Source organism: Streptomyces sp. NPDC001848 (assembly GCF_042891915.1).
Lineage (GTDB): Bacteria > Actinomycetota > Actinomycetes > Streptomycetales > Streptomycetaceae > Streptomyces.
In genome coordinates, this window is sequence record NZ_JBIATP010000007.1 from 296,743 (window position 1) to 314,369 (window position 17,627).

19 protein-coding genes are annotated in these 17,627 nt (G+C 69.5%); 7 read left to right on the plus strand and 12 right to left on the minus strand.

Going from position 1 to position 17,627, the window contains the following annotated elements:
- Positions 1-94: 94 nt before the first annotated feature.
- Complete coding sequence (locus tag ACFYZJ_RS16790) at positions 95-1,813, plus strand: hypothetical protein (protein ID WP_388568251.1); 1,719 nt, start codon at positions 95-97, stop codon at positions 1,811-1,813.
- A gap of 6 nt (positions 1,814-1,819) precedes the next feature.
- On the opposite strand, the gene ACFYZJ_RS16795 is transcribed toward ACFYZJ_RS16790, so the two are convergent.
- The 7 genes from ACFYZJ_RS16795 to ychF form a co-directional block, all read right to left on the minus strand.
- Entirely contained in the window at positions 1,820-2,173 is a 354-nt protein-coding gene (locus ACFYZJ_RS16795; RefSeq protein ID WP_388568254.1) for a hypothetical protein, read from the minus strand.
- A 960-nt stretch (positions 2,174-3,133) separates the two neighbouring features.
- Entirely contained in the window at positions 3,134-3,772 is a 639-nt protein-coding gene (locus ACFYZJ_RS16800) for a hypothetical protein (protein WP_388568257.1), read from the minus strand.
- Positions 3,773-3,832: 60 nt separating this feature from the next.
- On the minus strand, positions 3,833-4,072 hold the full coding sequence (locus tag ACFYZJ_RS16805) for a hypothetical protein (protein WP_388568260.1): 240 nt from the start codon (positions 4,070-4,072) through the stop codon (positions 3,833-3,835).
- Positions 4,065-4,226 carry a hypothetical protein gene (locus ACFYZJ_RS16810; RefSeq protein WP_388568263.1) on the minus strand — a complete coding sequence of 54 codons (162 nt, stop codon included), beginning with the start codon at positions 4,224-4,226 and terminating at the stop codon, positions 4,065-4,067. The genes ACFYZJ_RS16805 and ACFYZJ_RS16810 overlap by 8 nt, the downstream gene beginning before the upstream one ends.
- Positions 4,223-4,480, minus strand: a complete 258-nt coding sequence (locus tag ACFYZJ_RS16815) for a hypothetical protein (RefSeq protein ID WP_388568265.1) — start codon at positions 4,478-4,480, stop codon at positions 4,223-4,225. Before ACFYZJ_RS16815 ends, ACFYZJ_RS16810 begins: the two co-directional genes overlap by 4 nt.
- Before the next feature lie 10 nt (positions 4,481-4,490).
- On the minus strand, positions 4,491-5,069 hold the full coding sequence (locus ACFYZJ_RS16820) for a hypothetical protein (protein WP_388568606.1): 579 nt from the start codon (positions 5,067-5,069) through the stop codon (positions 4,491-4,493).
- Positions 5,070-5,427: 358 nt separating this feature from the next.
- Complete coding sequence (gene ychF, locus ACFYZJ_RS16825; protein ID WP_388568268.1) at positions 5,428-6,516, minus strand: redox-regulated ATPase YchF; 1,089 nt, start codon at positions 6,514-6,516, stop codon at positions 5,428-5,430.
- Between the two features lie 288 nt (positions 6,517-6,804).
- On the opposite strand from ychF, the gene ACFYZJ_RS16830 reads away from it, so the two are divergent.
- A complete protein-coding gene (locus ACFYZJ_RS16830; protein ID WP_388568271.1) occupies positions 6,805-7,359 on the plus strand; it encodes a DUF6542 domain-containing protein in 555 nt (184 codons plus the stop codon).
- 47 nt (positions 7,360-7,406) lie between these two features.
- Here ACFYZJ_RS16830 and ppgK read toward each other — a convergent pair whose 3' ends face one another.
- Positions 7,407-8,153 carry a polyphosphate--glucose phosphotransferase gene (gene ppgK / locus ACFYZJ_RS16835; RefSeq protein ID WP_388568274.1) on the minus strand — a complete coding sequence of 249 codons (747 nt, stop codon included), beginning with the start codon at positions 8,151-8,153 and terminating at the stop codon, positions 7,407-7,409.
- A gap of 86 nt (positions 8,154-8,239) precedes the next feature.
- Positions 8,240-9,244, minus strand: coding sequence for a 4-hydroxy-3-methylbut-2-enyl diphosphate reductase (locus tag ACFYZJ_RS16840; RefSeq protein ID WP_388568277.1), 1,005 nt, complete (start codon positions 9,242-9,244; stop codon positions 8,240-8,242).
- 91 nt (positions 9,245-9,335) lie between these two features.
- On the opposite strand from ACFYZJ_RS16840, the gene xseA reads away from it, so the two are divergent.
- Positions 9,336-10,580, plus strand: a complete 1,245-nt coding sequence (gene xseA, locus ACFYZJ_RS16845; protein ID WP_388568280.1) for an exodeoxyribonuclease VII large subunit — start codon at positions 9,336-9,338, stop codon at positions 10,578-10,580.
- A gap of 9 nt (positions 10,581-10,589) precedes the next feature.
- Positions 10,590-10,841: an exodeoxyribonuclease VII small subunit gene (locus ACFYZJ_RS16850; RefSeq protein WP_388568283.1), complete on the plus strand. Its 252-nt coding sequence runs from the start codon at positions 10,590-10,592 to the stop codon at positions 10,839-10,841.
- Between the two features lie 30 nt (positions 10,842-10,871).
- Here the strand turns inward: ACFYZJ_RS16850 and ACFYZJ_RS16855 are convergent, their stop codons facing one another.
- Positions 10,872-11,390: a DUF4245 domain-containing protein gene (locus tag ACFYZJ_RS16855; RefSeq protein WP_388568286.1), complete on the minus strand. Its 519-nt coding sequence runs from the start codon at positions 11,388-11,390 to the stop codon at positions 10,872-10,874.
- Between the two features lie 127 nt (positions 11,391-11,517).
- Here ACFYZJ_RS16855 and glpX point away from each other — a divergent pair, with 127 nt between their 5' ends.
- Entirely contained in the window at positions 11,518-12,552 is a 1,035-nt protein-coding gene (glpX, locus tag ACFYZJ_RS16860) for a class II fructose-bisphosphatase (protein WP_388568289.1), read from the plus strand.
- A 92-nt stretch (positions 12,553-12,644) separates the two neighbouring features.
- On the opposite strand, the gene ACFYZJ_RS16865 is transcribed toward glpX, so the two are convergent.
- On the minus strand, positions 12,645-13,016 hold the full coding sequence (locus ACFYZJ_RS16865) for a WhiB family transcriptional regulator (protein ID WP_388568292.1): 372 nt from the start codon (positions 13,014-13,016) through the stop codon (positions 12,645-12,647).
- 163 nt (positions 13,017-13,179) lie between these two features.
- Positions 13,180-13,923: a DUF1707 domain-containing protein gene (locus ACFYZJ_RS16870; protein ID WP_388568294.1), complete on the minus strand. Its 744-nt coding sequence runs from the start codon at positions 13,921-13,923 to the stop codon at positions 13,180-13,182.
- A 257-nt stretch (positions 13,924-14,180) separates the two neighbouring features.
- On the opposite strand from ACFYZJ_RS16870, the gene ACFYZJ_RS16875 reads away from it, so the two are divergent.
- Both ACFYZJ_RS16875 and ACFYZJ_RS16880 read left to right on the plus strand, forming a co-directional pair.
- Positions 14,181-15,848, plus strand: a complete 1,668-nt coding sequence (locus ACFYZJ_RS16875; RefSeq protein WP_388568296.1) for a fumarate hydratase — start codon at positions 14,181-14,183, stop codon at positions 15,846-15,848.
- A gap of 314 nt (positions 15,849-16,162) precedes the next feature.
- Positions 16,163-17,548, plus strand: coding sequence for a class II fumarate hydratase (locus tag ACFYZJ_RS16880; RefSeq protein WP_388568299.1), 1,386 nt, complete (start codon positions 16,163-16,165; stop codon positions 17,546-17,548).
- The last annotated feature ends 79 nt before the right edge of the window (positions 17,549-17,627 follow it).

Here is a 17,627-nt window from a genome sequence, read left to right on the forward strand (position 1 = left end):
TCGATGCCGGCGCCGACTAAACGTTGTTGCAGAACGCCTGCACCGAAGCCTTCCGCCGCGTCAACCGCCCCCGTCGTGCGGCAAGATGACGGCCATGAGACGCAGGCCCTTCCGCACCGGCACGTCCGCCCCTCAGTGGCTCGGCTCCCTCAGCCCCGCCGAGCGCCGAGTGTGGCGGGCCTTCCCGCACGGCGAACTGGTGGACCTGGGTGTCGGCGACGCCGAGGCGGACGACCCTGCCAACGCCGAGCAGTGGCCGACCGACCGCAGCGTGCGCGGCGAGGTGATAGCCGCCCTCCTCCTCGGCGCCTGCCCGGCAGCACCCGGGGCCGTCACCGCGGTCCGGATCACCGGGGCGCGGATCACCGGCCAGCTGTGCATAGACCACGGGGAGGTCTGCTCCCTGCTCCAGCTGCGCGGCTGCCGGTTCGACAACCCGGTCGATCTCGACGACGCCAGCACCCAGTCCATCGACCTGCGGTATTCCCGACTGACCACGATCAGCGCGCTCGGGGCGCAAGTGCGCGGCACCCTCGACCTGCGCGACACCGTCATCACCGGCGAAGACAGCCGCGCGCTGCACGCCGACGGCATTCGGATCGAGGGCAGCCTGCTCGCCAACCGGATCTCGGCGAACGGCTCCTTCTGGCTGATCAACGCACACGTCGGCGGCCAGGTCACCTTCACCGACGCCGCACTGCTCAACCCAGCACCGAACGGCGTGTCACTGAACGCCGGCGGCATCCAGGTCGGCCGAAGCCTGCTCGGACGGCGGCTTCGTACCCTGGGCGAATTGCGCATTCCGGGGGCGGAGATCGGCAGCTCCCTGGTGCTCGAGGGCGCCGAACTCGACGGCAACGGCCGCGCCGCGCTGTACGGCGACTCGCTCACCGTACGCAGTGAGTCGTCCTTCCGTCCTGACGTAAGCGCCGGACAGGCGCGGCCGTTCCGGTCCACCGGCTCGGTGCGGCTACTCGGCGCGAAGTTCATCGGCGACCTGGACCTCGGCGGAGCGCGGCTCACTGCTGCGGGGAACCGGCCCGCCCTGCACGGGCGGGGGATGACGGTCGAGGGCAGCCTCCACCTCACCGGTGGCTTCCACACCGCCGGCGAGATCCGCCTGACCGGCGCACGCATCACCGGCCACCTGGACATCCACGGCATGGACAGCCCCGACGCGCTGCTCACCCTGTACGCCGCCACCGCCACCGCAGGGGTGAACGACTCCCCCGAGGCATGGCCGGCCCGGCTGAACCTGGACGGCTTCGTATACGGCCCGTTCAGCCAGTACAGCAAGGCCACCGAACGGCTGCGGCTGCTGACCCGCCAGGTGCGACGTTCCGATGACAGCCAGGTCGGCGGCTTCCGTGCCCAGCCCTACGAGCAACTGGCCGACTACTACCGATCGCTCGGCAACGACGGCGAGGCCAGGACCGTGCTGCTGGCCAAGCAGCGGGCGCAGCGCCAGGAGCTGCCCTGGCTGGGGCGCGTCCCGGCGTACCTGCTCGACCTGCTGGTCGGTTACGGATACCGGCCGCTGCGCGCGATCGGCTGGGTCCTCGGTCTGCTGATCGCAAGTAGTGCGTACTTCAGTACGGTGCGGCCCGAGCGGATCAACACCGAGGACCACTCGGTGTTCAATCCGGTGCTCTACGCCGCCGACCACCTGGTCCCGGTGATCCGGTTCGGGCAGACGGACGTCTGGCAGTACCACGGTACGCCCGCGGTCGTCACCGCCGCGCTCACAGTGCTCGGCTGGACGCTGGGTATCGCCATAGCCGCGGCGGCCAGCCGCACCCTCACCCGCAACTGACCCCGCTCACAGGAGAGCGAGCGACATGTGCGGGTACGGCTCGGCTTGAGGGGCCGTGAACAACGGGAGTTTCGTGTTCCGGTGGCCCGGTGAGTCCCGCCGGGCCTCCGCCTGGTCGTAGACCACACCCACCCGCTGCCGCACCAGCCCCCGGTGGTTCTTGGCCGTCTTCACCGCTCGGTATAGCGGCAAGGTGCCCTCGGGCAGCTCCACCGCCCGCCGGACGAAGTCCACCACCATCTCCGGGACGTCCTCCAGCTTCGGAAAACACCCCATGGCCGCCTGTTTCGTATCCGGGGTGCCGACCTCCAGGCCATTGCCGTCCGGTTCGACAGCGACATAGTTGATGGCGTAGCGCAACGTCTTGCGCTGCTGCTGGTCATACAGCGCACGGCGGGCCGCGTGCAGTTGGGTCAGGCTGTAACGGGCCTACATCGATGATGTCGGTGCGTATGTGCAGATCACGCTTCTTGGCGGACCGAATCAAACTGGCCGCCTGTGCAGCGTCGGTGACGTAGAGATGGACGACCCCCGCCGGGGCGTCGATTCTCAGGCTCGAGTAGATGGCCGGATTGTCCTGCGTACCCACCGCGTCCAGTGCGGCAGCAGTTCGGCGCAGCGGATTGAGCAGTCTGTTCTGCTGGGGCGGGCGGGAGTTCGGCGACCTGAGTTGCAGTCAGCTTGACAGGCTGCGTGTTCGTACGGGCATTTTGCGTTGGCGCCGTGCCGGCCGGTGCCCCGAAGGCTGTGGTGGCAGTTAAGGTCAGCGATGCAGCAGCGGCGGTTATGAAGGCCGTTTTCGTGATGGAAAGCAAGAGACGAGGAGCTGACGTCGATGCCTTGGAGCACACACCTCCGGGGCGCGGATTACCACATCTCGCCGCGTACGGCGGGTGATCGGACGGACGCCGGAATCACTGGCGCACCGACCGAAAGGCGAACTAATGACGCAGGCAGCGAACTTCGCACGTACCTGGGAGTACCGGTTCTACGACGAGCGCGGCCTGATCACCTTCGACCGCTAGCCCGAGGGCGTCAACGACCCTCTGGACAGCGACGAGACGGCCTGGCGCGCGGCCGGCCGGTTCAAGGCGGAGAAGGGCATCGCCGTGCCCCGGATCGAGCGCCAGTCGGACAGCGGGGAGTGGAGCACCATCCCGGTGCTGTGACGGCCGCGTAGCAGGTGGGCCGTTCCTGCCCCGGCCGGTCAGCCGCTCAGTCTACGAACTCGCCGCGCGCCGGCATGTCCTCGGCCGGCCTGGGCGAAGCGATTGTCAGATCTTATGGATGGGCCGCGCTGCTGGAGACCCGCTGGAACTATCAGCGCTTCACGATCGGGATGAACTCGCCGAACACGACCACGCCCACCGCGACGATCCAGCCGGATGCTGCGAAGAGCCATCCCATGCGGTCCAGGTGTCGCTCGGCTCGTTCGACCTTTGTACCCATGATCATTTCAACTGTGGCTGTGTAAGCAGCCGCTTGATCGGGAGTCAGAGTGTCCAGGACCTCCATGCGCTCCACTCTCGCGCGCAGCTCCTTCAGCGCGGCGTGCCGGGTCTCTGCCTCTTCTCTGGCCAGGCTATACAGTCGCTGGGACTCCTCCAGCGCCTCCCCGAGCCGTTTGATTGCCGCGGTCAGTTCATCGGCAGCGACGAGACGATGGCGGGCCCGCTCGACATTGACGGCCTTCCGAGCTACTACGGCGGACAGGAGCATAAAAGCCTCGCCGAGGATCATCGTCAGAAAGCCGAACCACGCCAGCGCTGTACTGAACTCAGCGAATCGGGAGCCGATCTTGGCAGCGAGCACAATGATGGCAAGCCCCGCCGCCGCCGGCCCGAAGAGGAGCATCATGGCGAGCTGGTCACCCACCGGACGCCCATTGCCATCTACTGTCTCTGTGATCGTGCCGAGGTACTTGATCCACCGTTGCCAGAGTGCCCCCATACGGCTCATAGGCCTGATCACACCATAGTTGAGCGTGTGCCTGCCAGAGGTGCATCGGATGAGCTGACGTCAGAGGATTGACGGCGGGCTCGTGCGTAGCTTGTCCACGCCGGCCTCGTAGGAGCGGCTGTGAGGCCCCTTGTACGTGGTGCTGTTGGGCACGGCGGACGTGACCTTCCGGTTGCGATGGCAGGCGCAACGTCGGCACAGGCACTGGCCGGTGAACTCGTCGACGCAGCATTCCTTGCCGCAGCGGCAGAAGTGCTCGTCGTCGAAGTGCCCGACCGTGCGGGTGTGGCCTTTACTCATGGCGGGTGGTGGAGTTCCGGTACCAGTCGGCGTCGCAGTTGACGTCGCCGTGGCAGTCGATGACGAAGTCCAGGGTGCCGCCGTCGGGACCGATCACCCGCCAGGTGGTGGTCTGTTCGGCGTCCGGGACCGGTATGGGGTTACGGAAGATCACGATCTCTCCTCTGGCTTGTCCTCGGGCCAGTCGATGGAGGAGTCGGGCCACTTGCCGTCGGGCCAGAAGGAGATCTCAAGGACCTTCTTGCTGGCGTTGTCCAACCTCATCGACTTCACGCGCGGGCAGGCGCGTACGTGCAGGCCGCCGCACCAGGGGCAGCGCTGGCCGCGGTAGGCCGCCCACCACTCGCGGATCTCCTCGGCGGTGAGTTCGCCCGCCTCGTCGGACGGGGCGTCCTCGGGTCCGGTCATCGCGCTCCGTTCACTGGCGGGGCGCCCCGCAGTGGGGGCAGTTGCGCGGGTGGAGGCTGGCGACGAGGCTGCGCCCGCACATGCCGCAGGCGGTCTGGCCGTAGGCGTCCGCCCAGGAGCCGCCGGTCAGGCCCTTGAGGTCGGTCAGGCCCCACACCAGGGCGTCGAGACGGTCGGGCGACTCGCCGGAGCCGGGCACCCAGGTGATCAGCTGCTCCTCCAGCTCGGGGAAGGAGCCGACGTGGTGGACGCGGTGCTGCTCGTAGGGGCTCGAGGCCAGCTGTGCGCGCCCGTGCTTGCCACGTGAGGCGGTCACCTTGCGGACGGGGATGTTGGGGTCCACCGTCCGCAGCAGGGCCGGGATGCAGTCCCCGCCGTTGTTCGTCTCGACCACGACGCAGTCGACGTGGTGCTCGTGGTACGCCTCGGCCAGGCGCCGCATGCACTCCTCCGGCTTGGCCCGGCGGGAGCTACCGCATCTTCTGAGCCTGGTTCCTGGATCTGACCAGAGCTTGGGTGGCGGGTTCGGGTGAAGCTTCCCCCGTTCCCATGTTCTGCGGCCCCCACGCAGACTCGGACCTGCGAGCAGGCCTCATGCAGCTCCCCTGCCGCTGGGCCGCGCGGCCCAGCGGACCCGCCGCGGCGCCCGCATCCCATCCACGGGAGTGTCACAACGTGCCCCCACCCAGTCCCCCGATGGGCCAACGACACCCAGTCAGCGACAAAATTCGTAGCCGATGCGGCCACATCGAGCTGACAGCCCGTCAGCTGGATCCAGCGCCGATCCAGCTGGGGTACGGATAATCAGGGGCGACGACAGGTGACGAGACGTCAGGAAATCCAGCACGGATCCAGCGACGGCTACAGCGACGGGGCCGACCCCGGATAGGCCGACCCCGCCTGACCTGCGCGTTTGCCAGTTCGCTACGTCGATGCTACGGCGCCAACTAAACGTTGAAGCGGAACTCCACCACGTCCCCGTCCTGCATCACATAGTCCTTGCCCTCCATGCGCGCCTTCCCCTTGGCGCGGGCCTCCGCCACCGAGCCGGCCTCCACCAGGTCCTCGAAGGAGATGACCTCCGCCTTGATGAAGCCCTTCTGGAAGTCGGTGTGGATGACGCCGGCCGCCTCGGGGGCCGTGGCGCCCTTCTTGATCGTCCAGGCGCGGGACTCCTTCGGGCCCGCCGTGAGGTAGGTCTGCAGGCCCAGGGTGTCGAAGCCGACGCGGGCCAGGGTCGCGAGGCCCGGCTCGTGCTGACCGACCGACTCGAGGAGTTCGAGGGCCTCGTCCTCGTCCAGCTCGGCGAGGTCCGCCTCCAGCTTGGCGTTGAGGAAGATCGCCTCCGCGGGGGCGACCAGCGCGCGCTGCTCATCCTTGAAGGCGTCGTCCATCAGCTCGTCCTCGTCGACGTTGAAGACGTAGAGGAAGGGCTTGGTGGTGAGCAGGTGCAGGTCGTGGAGGAGCTCGGCGCGCTCGCTGCCCTGGACGATGCCGTGCGCGAAGAGCGTGTCGCCCTTCTCGAGGATGTCCTTGGCCTCCTCGACGGCCTTCACCTTCGGCGCGACGTCCTTCTTGATCCGAGACTCCTTCTGGAGCCTCGGCAGAACCTTCTCGATCGTCTGCAGGTCCGCGAGGATCAGCTCGGTGTTGATCGTCTCGATGTCGTCCTTCGGCGAGACCTTGCCGTCCACGTGCACGACGTTCTCGTCCTTGAAGGCCCGGATGACCTGGCAGATCGCGTCGGACTCACGGATGTTCGCAAGGAACTTGTTGCCCAGGCCCTCGCCCTCGCTCGCGCCGCGCACGATGCCCGCGATGTCGACGAAGTCCACCGTCGCCGGGAGGATCCGCTCCGACTTGAAGATCTCCGCCAGCTTGGCGAGGCGCGTGTCCGGGACGCCCACGACGCCGACGTTCGGCTCGATCGTGGCGAACGGGTAGTTGGCCGCGAGCACGTCGTTCTTGGTCAGGGCGTTGAACAGGGTCGACTTGCCGACGTTGGGCAGACCGACGATTCCGATCGTGAGCGACACGTTGCGACTTCCCGTACGTGAGGTTGGAGAGCTGGACTGGGCTGCGGGCCCGGGTCCGTCAGGAGAGTGTGCGGGCCGATCCACCAGTCTACGGCGTACCGGGCCACGCCCCGGCGACGTATCGAACGCTTGGACAAGCTCTCGCCAACGGCGTGTGTCATACGCCATTGCGCACATAAACCGACCTAAGTTGGTCCAGTGGAGCAACACAGGACGCGACCCCCGCAACACGGACCGCGACGCGGTGCCCCCCTTCCCCCGCAGGGCCGGCGCAGCGCCGCCGCGCCCGTGCGGTCCGGCGCGGCCGCACGGCCGTCCCGGCCCGGCGGTCCCGAGGCGCGCGACGGAGGCGCCTGGGCACGGTCGGCGGGCCAGGGCAACAGCGGCGCGCAGCGGCGCCCGGCGGCCCGGATGCGCAACGCTCCCCCGCTCGACCAGGCGGCCCGGCGGCTGCCCGGCCCCCGGCTCACCGGGCTCGGCGGCGGGCTGTTCTGCGGCGCGGCGATGCTGGTGCTGGCGTGTCTCGACCAGCTGCTGTTCGAGGCGTCCCTCACGGTCTACGGCGTGCTGTTCCTGCCGGTGGCCGCGCTGACCGCGCTGTGGGTGCGGCGCGGCGACCTGGTGACCGCACCGGTGGTCGTGCCCATCGCGTACGCCGTCGGACTGCTGGTCGTGGCCGACGGCGACAGCGGTGTCGCGGGGCGCCTGGTCGGGCTGGTCACCGCGCTCGCCACGCAGGCCGGCTGGCTGTACGGCGGCACGCTGGTCGCGGGCGTCATCACGACCGTGCGCAAGGTGCGGATGCTGCGGCGCAGGGTGGCGGCGCGCCGTCGCAGCGGTTGACGGCACGGGGCGCCCTCACCTCCGAGCGCCCCCACCGGTGCCGACTGCTACCCCTGCTTCGCCGCTCTCATCGCCGCGCCCACGATCCCCGCGTTGTTCTGCAGCTGGGCCGGGACGATCTCCGCCTTGATGCCCTCGATGAACGGCAGGAACTTGTCGGACTTGCGGCTGACGCCGCCGCCGATGATGAACAGCTCCGGCGAGAACAGCATCTCCACGTGCGCGAGGTACTTCTGCACGCGGCGGGCCCAGTGCTCCCACGTCATCTCGTTGTCGTCCTTGACCTTGGAGGACGCGCGCTTCTCGGCGTCGTGGCCGTTCAGCTCCAGGTGGCCCAGCTCCGTGTTCGGCACCAGGACGCCGTCGGCGAACAGGGCGCTGCCGATGCCCGTGCCGAACGTCAGGACGATGACCGTGCCCGAGCGGCCGCGGCCCGCGCCGAACTGCATCTCGGCCACGCCCGCCGCGTCCGCGTCGTTCACCACGGTCACCGGGAGCCCGCCCAGGCGCTCGCCGAACAGGGCGCGCGCGTCCGTGTCGATCCAGCTCTTGTCGACGTTCGCCGCCGAACGGACGGTGGCGCCGCCCGTGACGACACCGGGGAACGTGAGGCCGACCGGGCCGGTCCACCCGAAGTGTTCGACGACCTCCTTCACCCCGTCCGCCACGCCGTCGGGCGTCGCGGGGTGCGGGGTGAGCACCTTGAAGCGCTCCCCGGCCAGGTCGCCCCGGTCCAGGTCCACGGGAGCGCCCTTGATCCCGGATCCGCCGATGTCCACGCCGAAGATCTGCATGGACACCACGGTACGGCGTCACACCGACACTCACGCCACGGCAGCCGGCGCGGGGCTTCCCGCGCCGATGCTCCCGCCGGGGTGCGCTACTTCTCGCCGGTGCGCTCGGCCACCAGCGCCGCGGCCTCGTCGCGCAGGTCGCGGCGGAGTTCCTTGGGCAGCGAGAAGGTGATGGACTCCTCGGCCGCCTTGACGATCTCGACGTCCTCGAAGCCGCGCTGCGCGAGCCACTCGAGCACCTGCTCGACCAGGACCTCCGGCACCGAGGCGCCCGAGGTCACGCCGATCGTCGACACGCCGTCGAGCCAGGACTCGTCGATCTCGTCGGCGAAGTCCACCAGGTACGCCTCGCGCGCGCCCGCGAGCTTGGCGACCTCGACCAGCCGCTTGGAGTTGGAGGAGTTGCGGGAGCCGACCACGATCACCAGGTCCGCCTCGGCGCCCATCTGCTTCACCGCGAGCTGGCGGTTCTGGGTGGCGTAGCAGATGTCGTCGCTGGGCGGGGAGACCAGCTGGGGGAACTTCTCCTTGAGCGCGTCGACCGTCTCCATGGTCTCGTCGACCGAGAGAGTGGTCTGGGAGAGCCAGACGACCTTCGACGGGTCGCGCACCTCGACCTTCGCGACGTCCTCGGGGCCGTCGACGAGCTGGATGTGCTCGGGGGCCTCGCCGGACGTGCCGATGACCTCTTCGTGGCCCTCGTGGCCGATCAGGAGGATGTCGAAGTCCTCGTTGGCGTACCGGATCGCTTCCTTGTGGACCTTGGTGACCAGCGGGCAGGTCGCGTCGATGGTGGCGAGCCGGCCCTGCTTCGCCTCCTCGTGGACGGTGGGTGCAACGCCGTGCGCGGAGAACATGACGATGTTCCCCGGCGGCACCTCCTCCGTCCGCTCCACGAAGATCGCGCCCTTCTTCTCCAGGGTCTGCACGACGTACTTGTTGTGGACGATCTCGTGGCGGACGTAGATCGGGGCCCCGTACTGCTCGAGGGCCTTCTCGACGGCGATCACGGCACGGTCGACGCCCGCGCAGTAGCCCCGGGGGGCGGCGAGCAGGACACGGCGGCCAGGCGAAGCAGTCATGCGATCCATCGTAAGGCCGGGCCCCGGGGTCGTAGATCGCCTCCTTGGGGAGAGGTTGTGCCGACCGGCGTTGTCGGTCCCGGCCACTACGCTCGGGCGCATGGCTGTCAACACGTCCGCGGAGAACCCCCTGCCCGTCGGCGAGGTGTCGCGGCTCATCGGGGGGTGGATCGACCGGCTCGGGGCCGTGTGGGTCGAGGGGCAGATCACGCAGTTGTCGCGGCGTCCCGGCGCCGGGGTCGTCTTCCTGACGCTGCGCGACCCGTCGTACGACATCTCCGTCGGCGTCACCTGCTACCGCCAGGTGTTCGACTCCGTGGCGGACGTGGTGAGCGAGGGCGCCCGTGTCGTCGTCCTCGCCAAGCCCGAGTGGTACGCCCCGAGGGGACAGCTGTCGCTGCGGGCGGCCGAGATACGGCCGGTGGGCGTCGGGGAGCTGCTGGCGCGGCTGGAACAGCTGAAGAAGGCGCTCGCCGCCGAGGGCCTGTTCGCGCCGGAGCGCAAGAAGCCGCTGCCGTTCCTGCCGCAGCTCATCGGGCTGGTGTGCGGCCGGGCCTCGGCGGCCGAGCGCGACGTGCTGGAGAACGCGCGGCACCGCTGGCCCGCCGTCCGCTTCGAGGTGCGCAACGTCGCCGTGCAGGGCGTGCACGCCGTACCGCAGGTGGTGCAGGCCGTGAAGGAGCTGGACGCGCTGGACGAGGTGGATGTGATCATCGTGGCGCGCGGCGGCGGCAGCGTGGAGGATCTGCTGCCGTTCTCGGACGAGCAGCTCGTCCGGGCGGTGGCCGGCTGTCGTACGCCCGTGGTGTCCGCCATCGGGCACGAGCCGGACAACCCGCTGCTCGACCACGTCGCCGACCTGCGCGCCTCCACCCCGACCGACGCGGCCAAGAAGGTCGTACCGGATGTCGGGGAGGAGCTGGAGCGGGTACGGCAGCTGCGGGACCGGGCACGGCGCTGCGCACAGGCGTTCGTCGAACGCGAGGAGCGCGGGCTGGCGCACGCACTGGCACGACCCTGCATGGAGGACCCGCACCGTATGGTCGACGAGCGGGCCGACCAGGTCACCGCGTTGGTCGACCGGACCCGGCGCACCCTCGGGCATCTGCTCGACCGCGCCGAGTCGGAGCTCGGGCACACGCACGCGCGCGTGGTGGCCCTGTCGCCGGCCGCGACGCTGCGGCGGGGGTACGCGGTGCTGCAGAAGGCCGACGGGCACGTGGTCCGCGCACCGGACGAGGTGACGGCGGGCGAGGTGCTGCGGGCGCGGGTCGCCGCGGGCGAGTTCACGGTACGGGCCGACGGCGAGGGATCCGTCGGTTCTGTCGGCAACCAGGAATCTTAGGGTGGGCGCATGACCAGCAGGACGGGCGAGGCACTCGGCTACGAGCAGGCACGGGACGAGCTGATCGAGGTGGTGCGGCGCCTGGAGGCCGGGGGCACCACGCTCGAGGAGTCCCTGGCGCTGTGGGAGCGGGGAGAGGAACTGGCCAAGGTGTGCCGGACGTGGCTCGAAGGCGCCCGCAGGCGGCTCGACGCGGCGCTGGCCGAGGAGGCGCACGACGGGCAGGCACACGGCGAGCAGAGCGCGGAAGGGGCCGGCTGACCAGCGGCGCCACCTGGCGCCACCGCGTCGTCAGCCGGTCTTCAGCGCCTCGGCCATCTTCGTCAGCTGCGCGAACGACGCCGTGCCCGTCACCACGGTCGTGGCGCCCTTGCTCCTGAGCACGAGCGCGTCGTAGCGGCCGCCGGTGTAGCGCTGCCAGGTCTGCCCGCCGATGCGCTGGGTGTCCTTCGTCTCCCGTGCGCCCTGGCTGGCGTCTTCGATGAACGTCGACGCCTTCTGAGTCGACTGCTCGACCGCCACGTACTGCCCCTCGGGGTCCTGGAAGCCGAGGTGCCAGGCGTCGAAGGGTTCGTCCTGGAAACGCACCGAGGTGGCCTTCCAGCTGTCGGGCAGGCCTTCGGGCGCCGCGACCGGATAGCTCGCGGCGCGGCGCGCGGTGAGCAGCTCGACGCGGTAGTCCACCCGCTTGAGGTCGGGAGCGTGGTCGTCGTGCGGAACAAAGAGATAGATGACGCCCGCCATCAGCCCGATGAGGGCCAGGGAGTAGATCATGTCCCGGACCGTCTGCTTGCCTTTCATGCCTGCCACGCCCCTATCGTCGCAGGTGCCGGGGTCTGCTCATCCGTGGGGTGCCCTGCTCATTTTGTCTGTCCGGCGATAGAGTCGGGTCCATCACCCTCATCCGGCCGTCGTCGTATCAGAAAGGTGCGCTCCGATGACCGAGAATCATCATCTGCCGTCCGAGCTTGAAGTCCCCTCCGAAGCACCGGACCGCAACCTCGCCCTCGAACTCGTCCGGGTCACCGAGGCCGCCGCGATGGCCGCGGGCCGTTGGGTCGGCCGCGGGGACAAGAACGGCGCGGACGGCGCCGCGGTGCGCGCCATGCGCACCCTCGTCTCGACCGTCTCGATGAACGGCGTCGTCGTCATCGGCGAAGGCGAGAAGGACGAGGCGCCGATGCTCTTCAACGGGGAGCGGGTCGGCGACGGCACCGGCCCGGAGTGCGACATCGCCGTCGACCCGATCGACGGCACCACGCTCACCGCGAAGGGCATGCCGAACGCGATCGCGGTGCTGGCCGCCGCCGACCGTGGCACGATGTTCGACCCGTCCGCCGTCTTCTACATGGACAAGCTGGTCACCGGCCCGGAGGCGGCCGACTTCGTCGACATCAACGCCCCCGTCTCGGTGAACATCCGCCGGGTGGCGAAGGCCAAGCACTCCACGCCCGAGGACGTCACCGTCGTCATCCTCGACCGGCCGCGCCACGACGGTCTGATCAAGGAGGTCCGGGACACCGGCGCGCGCATCAAGCTCATCTCCGACGGCGATGTGGCCGGTTCGATCCTGGCGCTGCGCGAGGGCACCGGCATCGACCTGCTGCTCGGCATCGGCGGTACGCCCGAGGGCATCATCTCCGCCTGCGCGGTGAAGTGCCTCGGCGGCACCATCCAGGGCAAGCTGTGGCCGAAGGACGACGAGGAGCGGCAACGGGCCCTCGACGCGGGCCACGACCTGGACCGGGTGCTGACCACGGACGACCTGGTCTCCGGCGAGAACGTCTTCTTCGTCGCCACCGGCATCACGGACGGCGAGCTGCTGCGCGGCGTGCGCTACCGGTCGGAGACCGCCACCACCGACTCGATCGTCATGCGCTCGAAGTCCGGCACGGTCCGGCGGATCGACTCCGTGCACCGGCTGAGCAAGCTGCGCGCGTACAGCGCGATCGACTTCGACCGGGCGAAGTAGAGCCGTGCACCGGGCGAAGTAGGCCCGTGCGGAAAGGGGCGCCCTCGGTGCGGAGAGGGCGCCCCTCTTCGTATGCGCGTGAATTCCGCCGTTCAGCCCGCCGCCGCTATCGTCCCCCGCGCGGTCTTCTTCAGCTCCAGTTCGCGGCGGCGGCGCCGGGCCAGCACCACACGGCGTTCGGCGGCCGTGAGCCCGCCCCAGACTCCGTACGGCTCGGGCTGCAGCAGCGCGTGTTCCCGGCATTCGACCATCACCGGACAGCGCGCACAGACCCGCTTGGCCGCCTCCTCGCGGGACAGCCGGGCCGCGGTGGGTTCCTTGGAGGGGGCGAAGAACAGGCCGGCCTCGTCGCGCCGGCACACCGCCTCCGTGTGCCACGGGGCGTCCTGATCCCTGTCGCGCACTGGCACCCGCTGGTGCGGAACGTCAGCGACCTGCAGGGACGAATGCGGCGGTTGCAGCACGGTCTACTCCTGACGACGGCTTCGCGAGGGAGAGGCGATGCAGCAAGGCCTACCCGCTGTGCGCGCGCCTATGCACTGAGTTCCCAACCGCAGGAACTCCAGGGGTTGTTCATGCCGCCGGAATGTGACCGCCGCATACCGAACCCGGCCGAATTCACAAGCGTCAACGGTCCAGGTGTTTGCGCAAAGCCTTGTCCACCTTGTCCGACACGCGGTCGAGGATGTCGGCGACCACCCTGCCGCGCTTGGCCTTCGCCTCCACGTTCCCGAACACGGCGAGTCCGTCGACATGGATGACGGGCGCGTCGACATCGCCCGAATCCAGCGGGCTCACCTCGAAATTGCCGAGCACGCCGCCGCCGGTGCCCCGCAGCGACACGTTCTCCGGGACGCGTATCTGCACATCGCCGAAGACCGAGATGGCCTTGATCACGACCTGCTGGTACTCGAACAGCGCCTCGCTCAGGTCGATCTCGACGCTGCCGAAGATCGCGTACGCGTGCGTGCGGCGGCCGGGGCGCCAGCGGCCCCGGCGTATGGCGCTGCTGAAGACCGCCACCACGTTCTCATCGGGGTCGCTCGGTATCGGCACCGGGGTGGGGCGGCCGGGCGGCGCGGCGTACCCCGGGGCGGGGCGGCGATGGGGGTACCTCCCTGCTCCGGCGAGGTCGAGAGCCTGGGGCAGGGCCGCGGGCAGGTCGCGGACGAACCGGTCGAGCTCACCGACCGTCTTGGCGTGCAGCACGCCCTCGACGCGCTCGGCGTGTTCGTCCGCCGTGAGACGCCCCTCGGCCAGGGCGTCGCGCAGGATGTCGGTGATGCGGTCGCGGTCGGCGTCGGAGCAGCGCAGCTCGGTCGGCGGCAGGGGCCGGTCGTCGGTCGGGGCGGGGCTCTTGTGAAGGTCCACGGCAACAGCGTAGCGAAACGCGATAGATCGCGACTACCCCTCGAACGAACCTGTGGAAAACCCGCCCCGCGAAGCGGCGAACCGAACCGCCGAACCGAATCGCCGAACGGAACGGCCGAACCCGACCGCCGACCGAGCATTCGAACAGGACCCGCACTGAGCCCTACCTCACAGATCCACGGTCAGACCCAGGTTCTACGCTGGTGGACGCTGCCAACGGAGGCCAGCCGCTGTCGCTTGAGTGAGGAATGGGCGAGATGCCTGAGTTCGCGTACACCGATCTGCTCCCCACGGGAGAGGACACCACCCCGTACCGGCTGGTGACGTCCGAAGGCGTCTCCACCGTGGAGGGACCCGACGGGCGTACGTTCCTCAAGGTGGAGCCGGAGGCGCTGCGCAAGCTGGCCGAGGAGGCCATCCACGACATCCAGCACTACCTGCGCCCCGCCCACCTGGCGCAGCTGCGCCGCATCGTCGACGACCCCGAGGCGAGCGCCAACGACAAGTTCGTGGCCCTGGACCTGCTGAAGAACGCGAACATCGCGGCGGCGGGCGTGCTGCCGATGTGCCAGGACACGGGCACCGCGATCGTGATGGGCAAGCGCGGCCAGAACGTGCTGACGGAGGGCGAGGACGAGAAGGCCCTCTCCCGCGGCATCTACGACGCCTACACCAAGCTGAACCTGCGCTACTCGCAGATGGCTCCGCTCACCATGTGGGAGGAGAAGAACACCGGCTCCAACCTCCCGGCGCAGATCGAGCTGTACGCGACGGACGGCGGCGCCTACAAGTTCCTGTTCATGGCGAAGGGCGGCGGCAGCGCCAACAAGTCCTTCCTCTACCAGGAGACGAAGGCCGTCCTGAACGAGGCCTCCATGATGAAGTTCCTGGAGGAGAAGATCCGTTCGCTCGGCACGGCCGCCTGCCCGCCGTACCACCTGGCGATCGTCGTCGGCGGCACGAGCGCGGAGTACGCCCTGAAGACCGCGAAGTACGCCTCCGCGCACTACCTGGACGAGCTGCCGACCGAGGGTTCCGAGCTGGGGCACGGCTTCCGGGACAAGGAGCTGGAGGAGAAGGTCTTCGAGCTGACGCAGAAGATCGGCATCGGGGCGCAGTTCGGCGGCAAGTACTTCTGCCACGACGTGCGCGTGGTCCGCCTCCCGCGGCACGGCGCGTCCTGCCCGGTCGCGATCGCCGTCTCCTGCTCCGCCGACCGCCAGGCGGTCGCGAAGATCACGGCCGAGGGCGTCTTCCTGGAGCAGCTGGAGACGGACCCGGCGCGCTTCCTGCCGGAGACGACGGACGAGCACCTGGACGAGTCGTCCGACGTGGTGAAGATCGACCTCAACCAGCCGATGGAGGCGGTCCTCGCCGAGCTGACGAAGTACCCGGTCAAGACCCGCCTGTCGCTGACGGGCCCGCTGGTCGTGGCCCGTGACATCGCCCACGCGAAGATCAAGGAACGCCTGGACGCGGGCGAGGAGATGCCGCAGTACCTGAAGGACCACCCGGTGTACTACGCCGGGCCGGCGAAGACCCCGGAGGGTTACGCCTCGGGTTCCTTCGGCCCGACGACGGCCGGCCGCATGGACTCCTACGTCGAGCAGTTCCAGGCCGCGGGCGGCTCGAAGGTGATGCTGGCGAAGGGCAACCGGAGCAAGCAGGTCACGGACGCGTGTGCCACGCACGGCGGCTTCTACCTGGGTTCCATCGGCGGCCCGGCGGCCCGCCTCGCCCAGGACTGCATCAAGAAGGTCGAGGTCCTCGAGTACGAGGAGCTGGGCATGGAGGCCGTCTGGAAGATCGAAGTCGAGGACTTCCCGGCGTTCATCGTCGTGGACGACAAGGGGAACGACTTCTTCCAGGCGCCCGCGGAGCCGCCGACGTTCACGTCGATTCCGGTGCGGGGGCCGGGGCTGTAGCCCTCCGGGCACGGAAGGGGTGGTTTCTCGCTCCCCCGCCCCTACCCGTCCCACCTCCTGGGGCTCCGCCCCTTCAACCCCTCCAGGGGCTCCGCCCCTGGAACCCTGGCGGGGACCGCGTCCCCTGTACCCCGCGCGGGGCTCCGTCCCTGCACCCCCTCCTTGCGCCCGGCCCCCTTTCCCGGGGCCGCCCCCAGGGAGGGGAAGGGTAGGTGCGGCGGGGCCGAAACCCCGTCGCCGCAGCCACCCCGCCGCCCCGCCACCCATCCGGCCCGCCCCGGAACAACCCCGCCCTCCCCCACGCTGTACCCGGTATGAGCGAATACCGCATCGAGCACGACTCCATGGGCGAAGTCCAGGTCCCCCGCCACGCCAAGTGGCGCGCGCAGACCCAACGCGCCGTGGAGAACTTCCCCGTCTCCGGGCAGCGGATCGAGCGCGCGCACATCGAGGCGCTCGCCCGGATCAAGGCCGCCGCCGCGAAGGTCAACGCGGAGCTCGGCGTGCTCGACAAGGACGTCGCCGACGCCATCCAGGAGGCCGCCGCCGAGGTGGCGGAGGGCCGGTGGGACGAGCACTTCCCCGTCGACGTCTTCCAGACGGGCTCCGGCACCTCCTCCAACATGAACACCAACGAGGTCATCGCCACCCTCGCGACCGAGCGCCTCGGCCGGGACGTGCACCCGAACGATCACGTCAACGCGTCCCAGTCGTCCAACGACGTCTTCCCCTCCTCCCTCCACATCGCCGCCACCGCCGCCGTCAGCCGGGACCTGATCCCCGCCCTCGATCACCTCGCCGGCTCCCTCGAACGCAAGGCCGAGGAGTTCGCCGATGTCGTGAAGTCCGGGCGGACGCACCTCATGGACGCCACGCCCGTGACGCTCGGTCAGGAGTTCGGCGGGTACGCCGCACAGGTGCGGTACGGCATCGAGCGGCTCACCGCCTCCCTCCCCCGCCTCGCCGAACTCCCCCTCGGCGGCACCGCGGTCGGCACCGGCATCAACACCCCACCCGGCTTCTCCGCCGCCGTCATCGCGGAGATCGCCCGCACCACCGGGCTGCCGCTCACCGAGGCCCGCAACCACTTCGAGGCCCAGGGCGCCCGGGACGGGATCGTCGAGATCAGCGGGCAGCTGCGCACCATCGCCGTGGGGTTCACGAAGATCGCCAATGATCTGCGGTGGATGGCCTCCGGGCCGCGCACCGGTCTGGCCGAGATCAGCCTGCCCGACCTGCAGCCCGGGTCCTCGATCATGCCCGGCAAGGTCAACCCCGTGATCCCCGAGGCCGTTCTCATGGTCGCCGCCCAGGTCGTCGGGAACGACGCCACCGTGGCCACCGCCGGCGCCTCCGGCAACTTCGAGCTCAACGTGATGATGCCGGTCATCGCCAAGAACGTCCTCGAGTCGATCCGGCTCCTCGCCAATGTCTCGCGGCTTCTCGCCGACCGTACGATCGACGGCATCGTCGCGCACCGCGAACGCGCCCGCGAGTACGCCGAGTCGTCACCCTCCGTCGTCACGCCGCTCAACCGGTACATCGGCTACGAAGAGGCCGCGAAGGTCGCCAAGAAGGCGCTCGCCGAGCGCAAGACGATCCGTCAGGTCGTCCTGGAGTCCGGCTATGTGGACCGCGGCGACCTCACCCTCGAGCAGCTCGACGATGCGCTGGATGTCCTGCGGATGACGCACCCGTAACGGCTCCCGTCATATCGGTGCACATCACCCGCCCGTGACATGAACCGATGACGGGCACCACAGCGTCGTATGCCCGGGG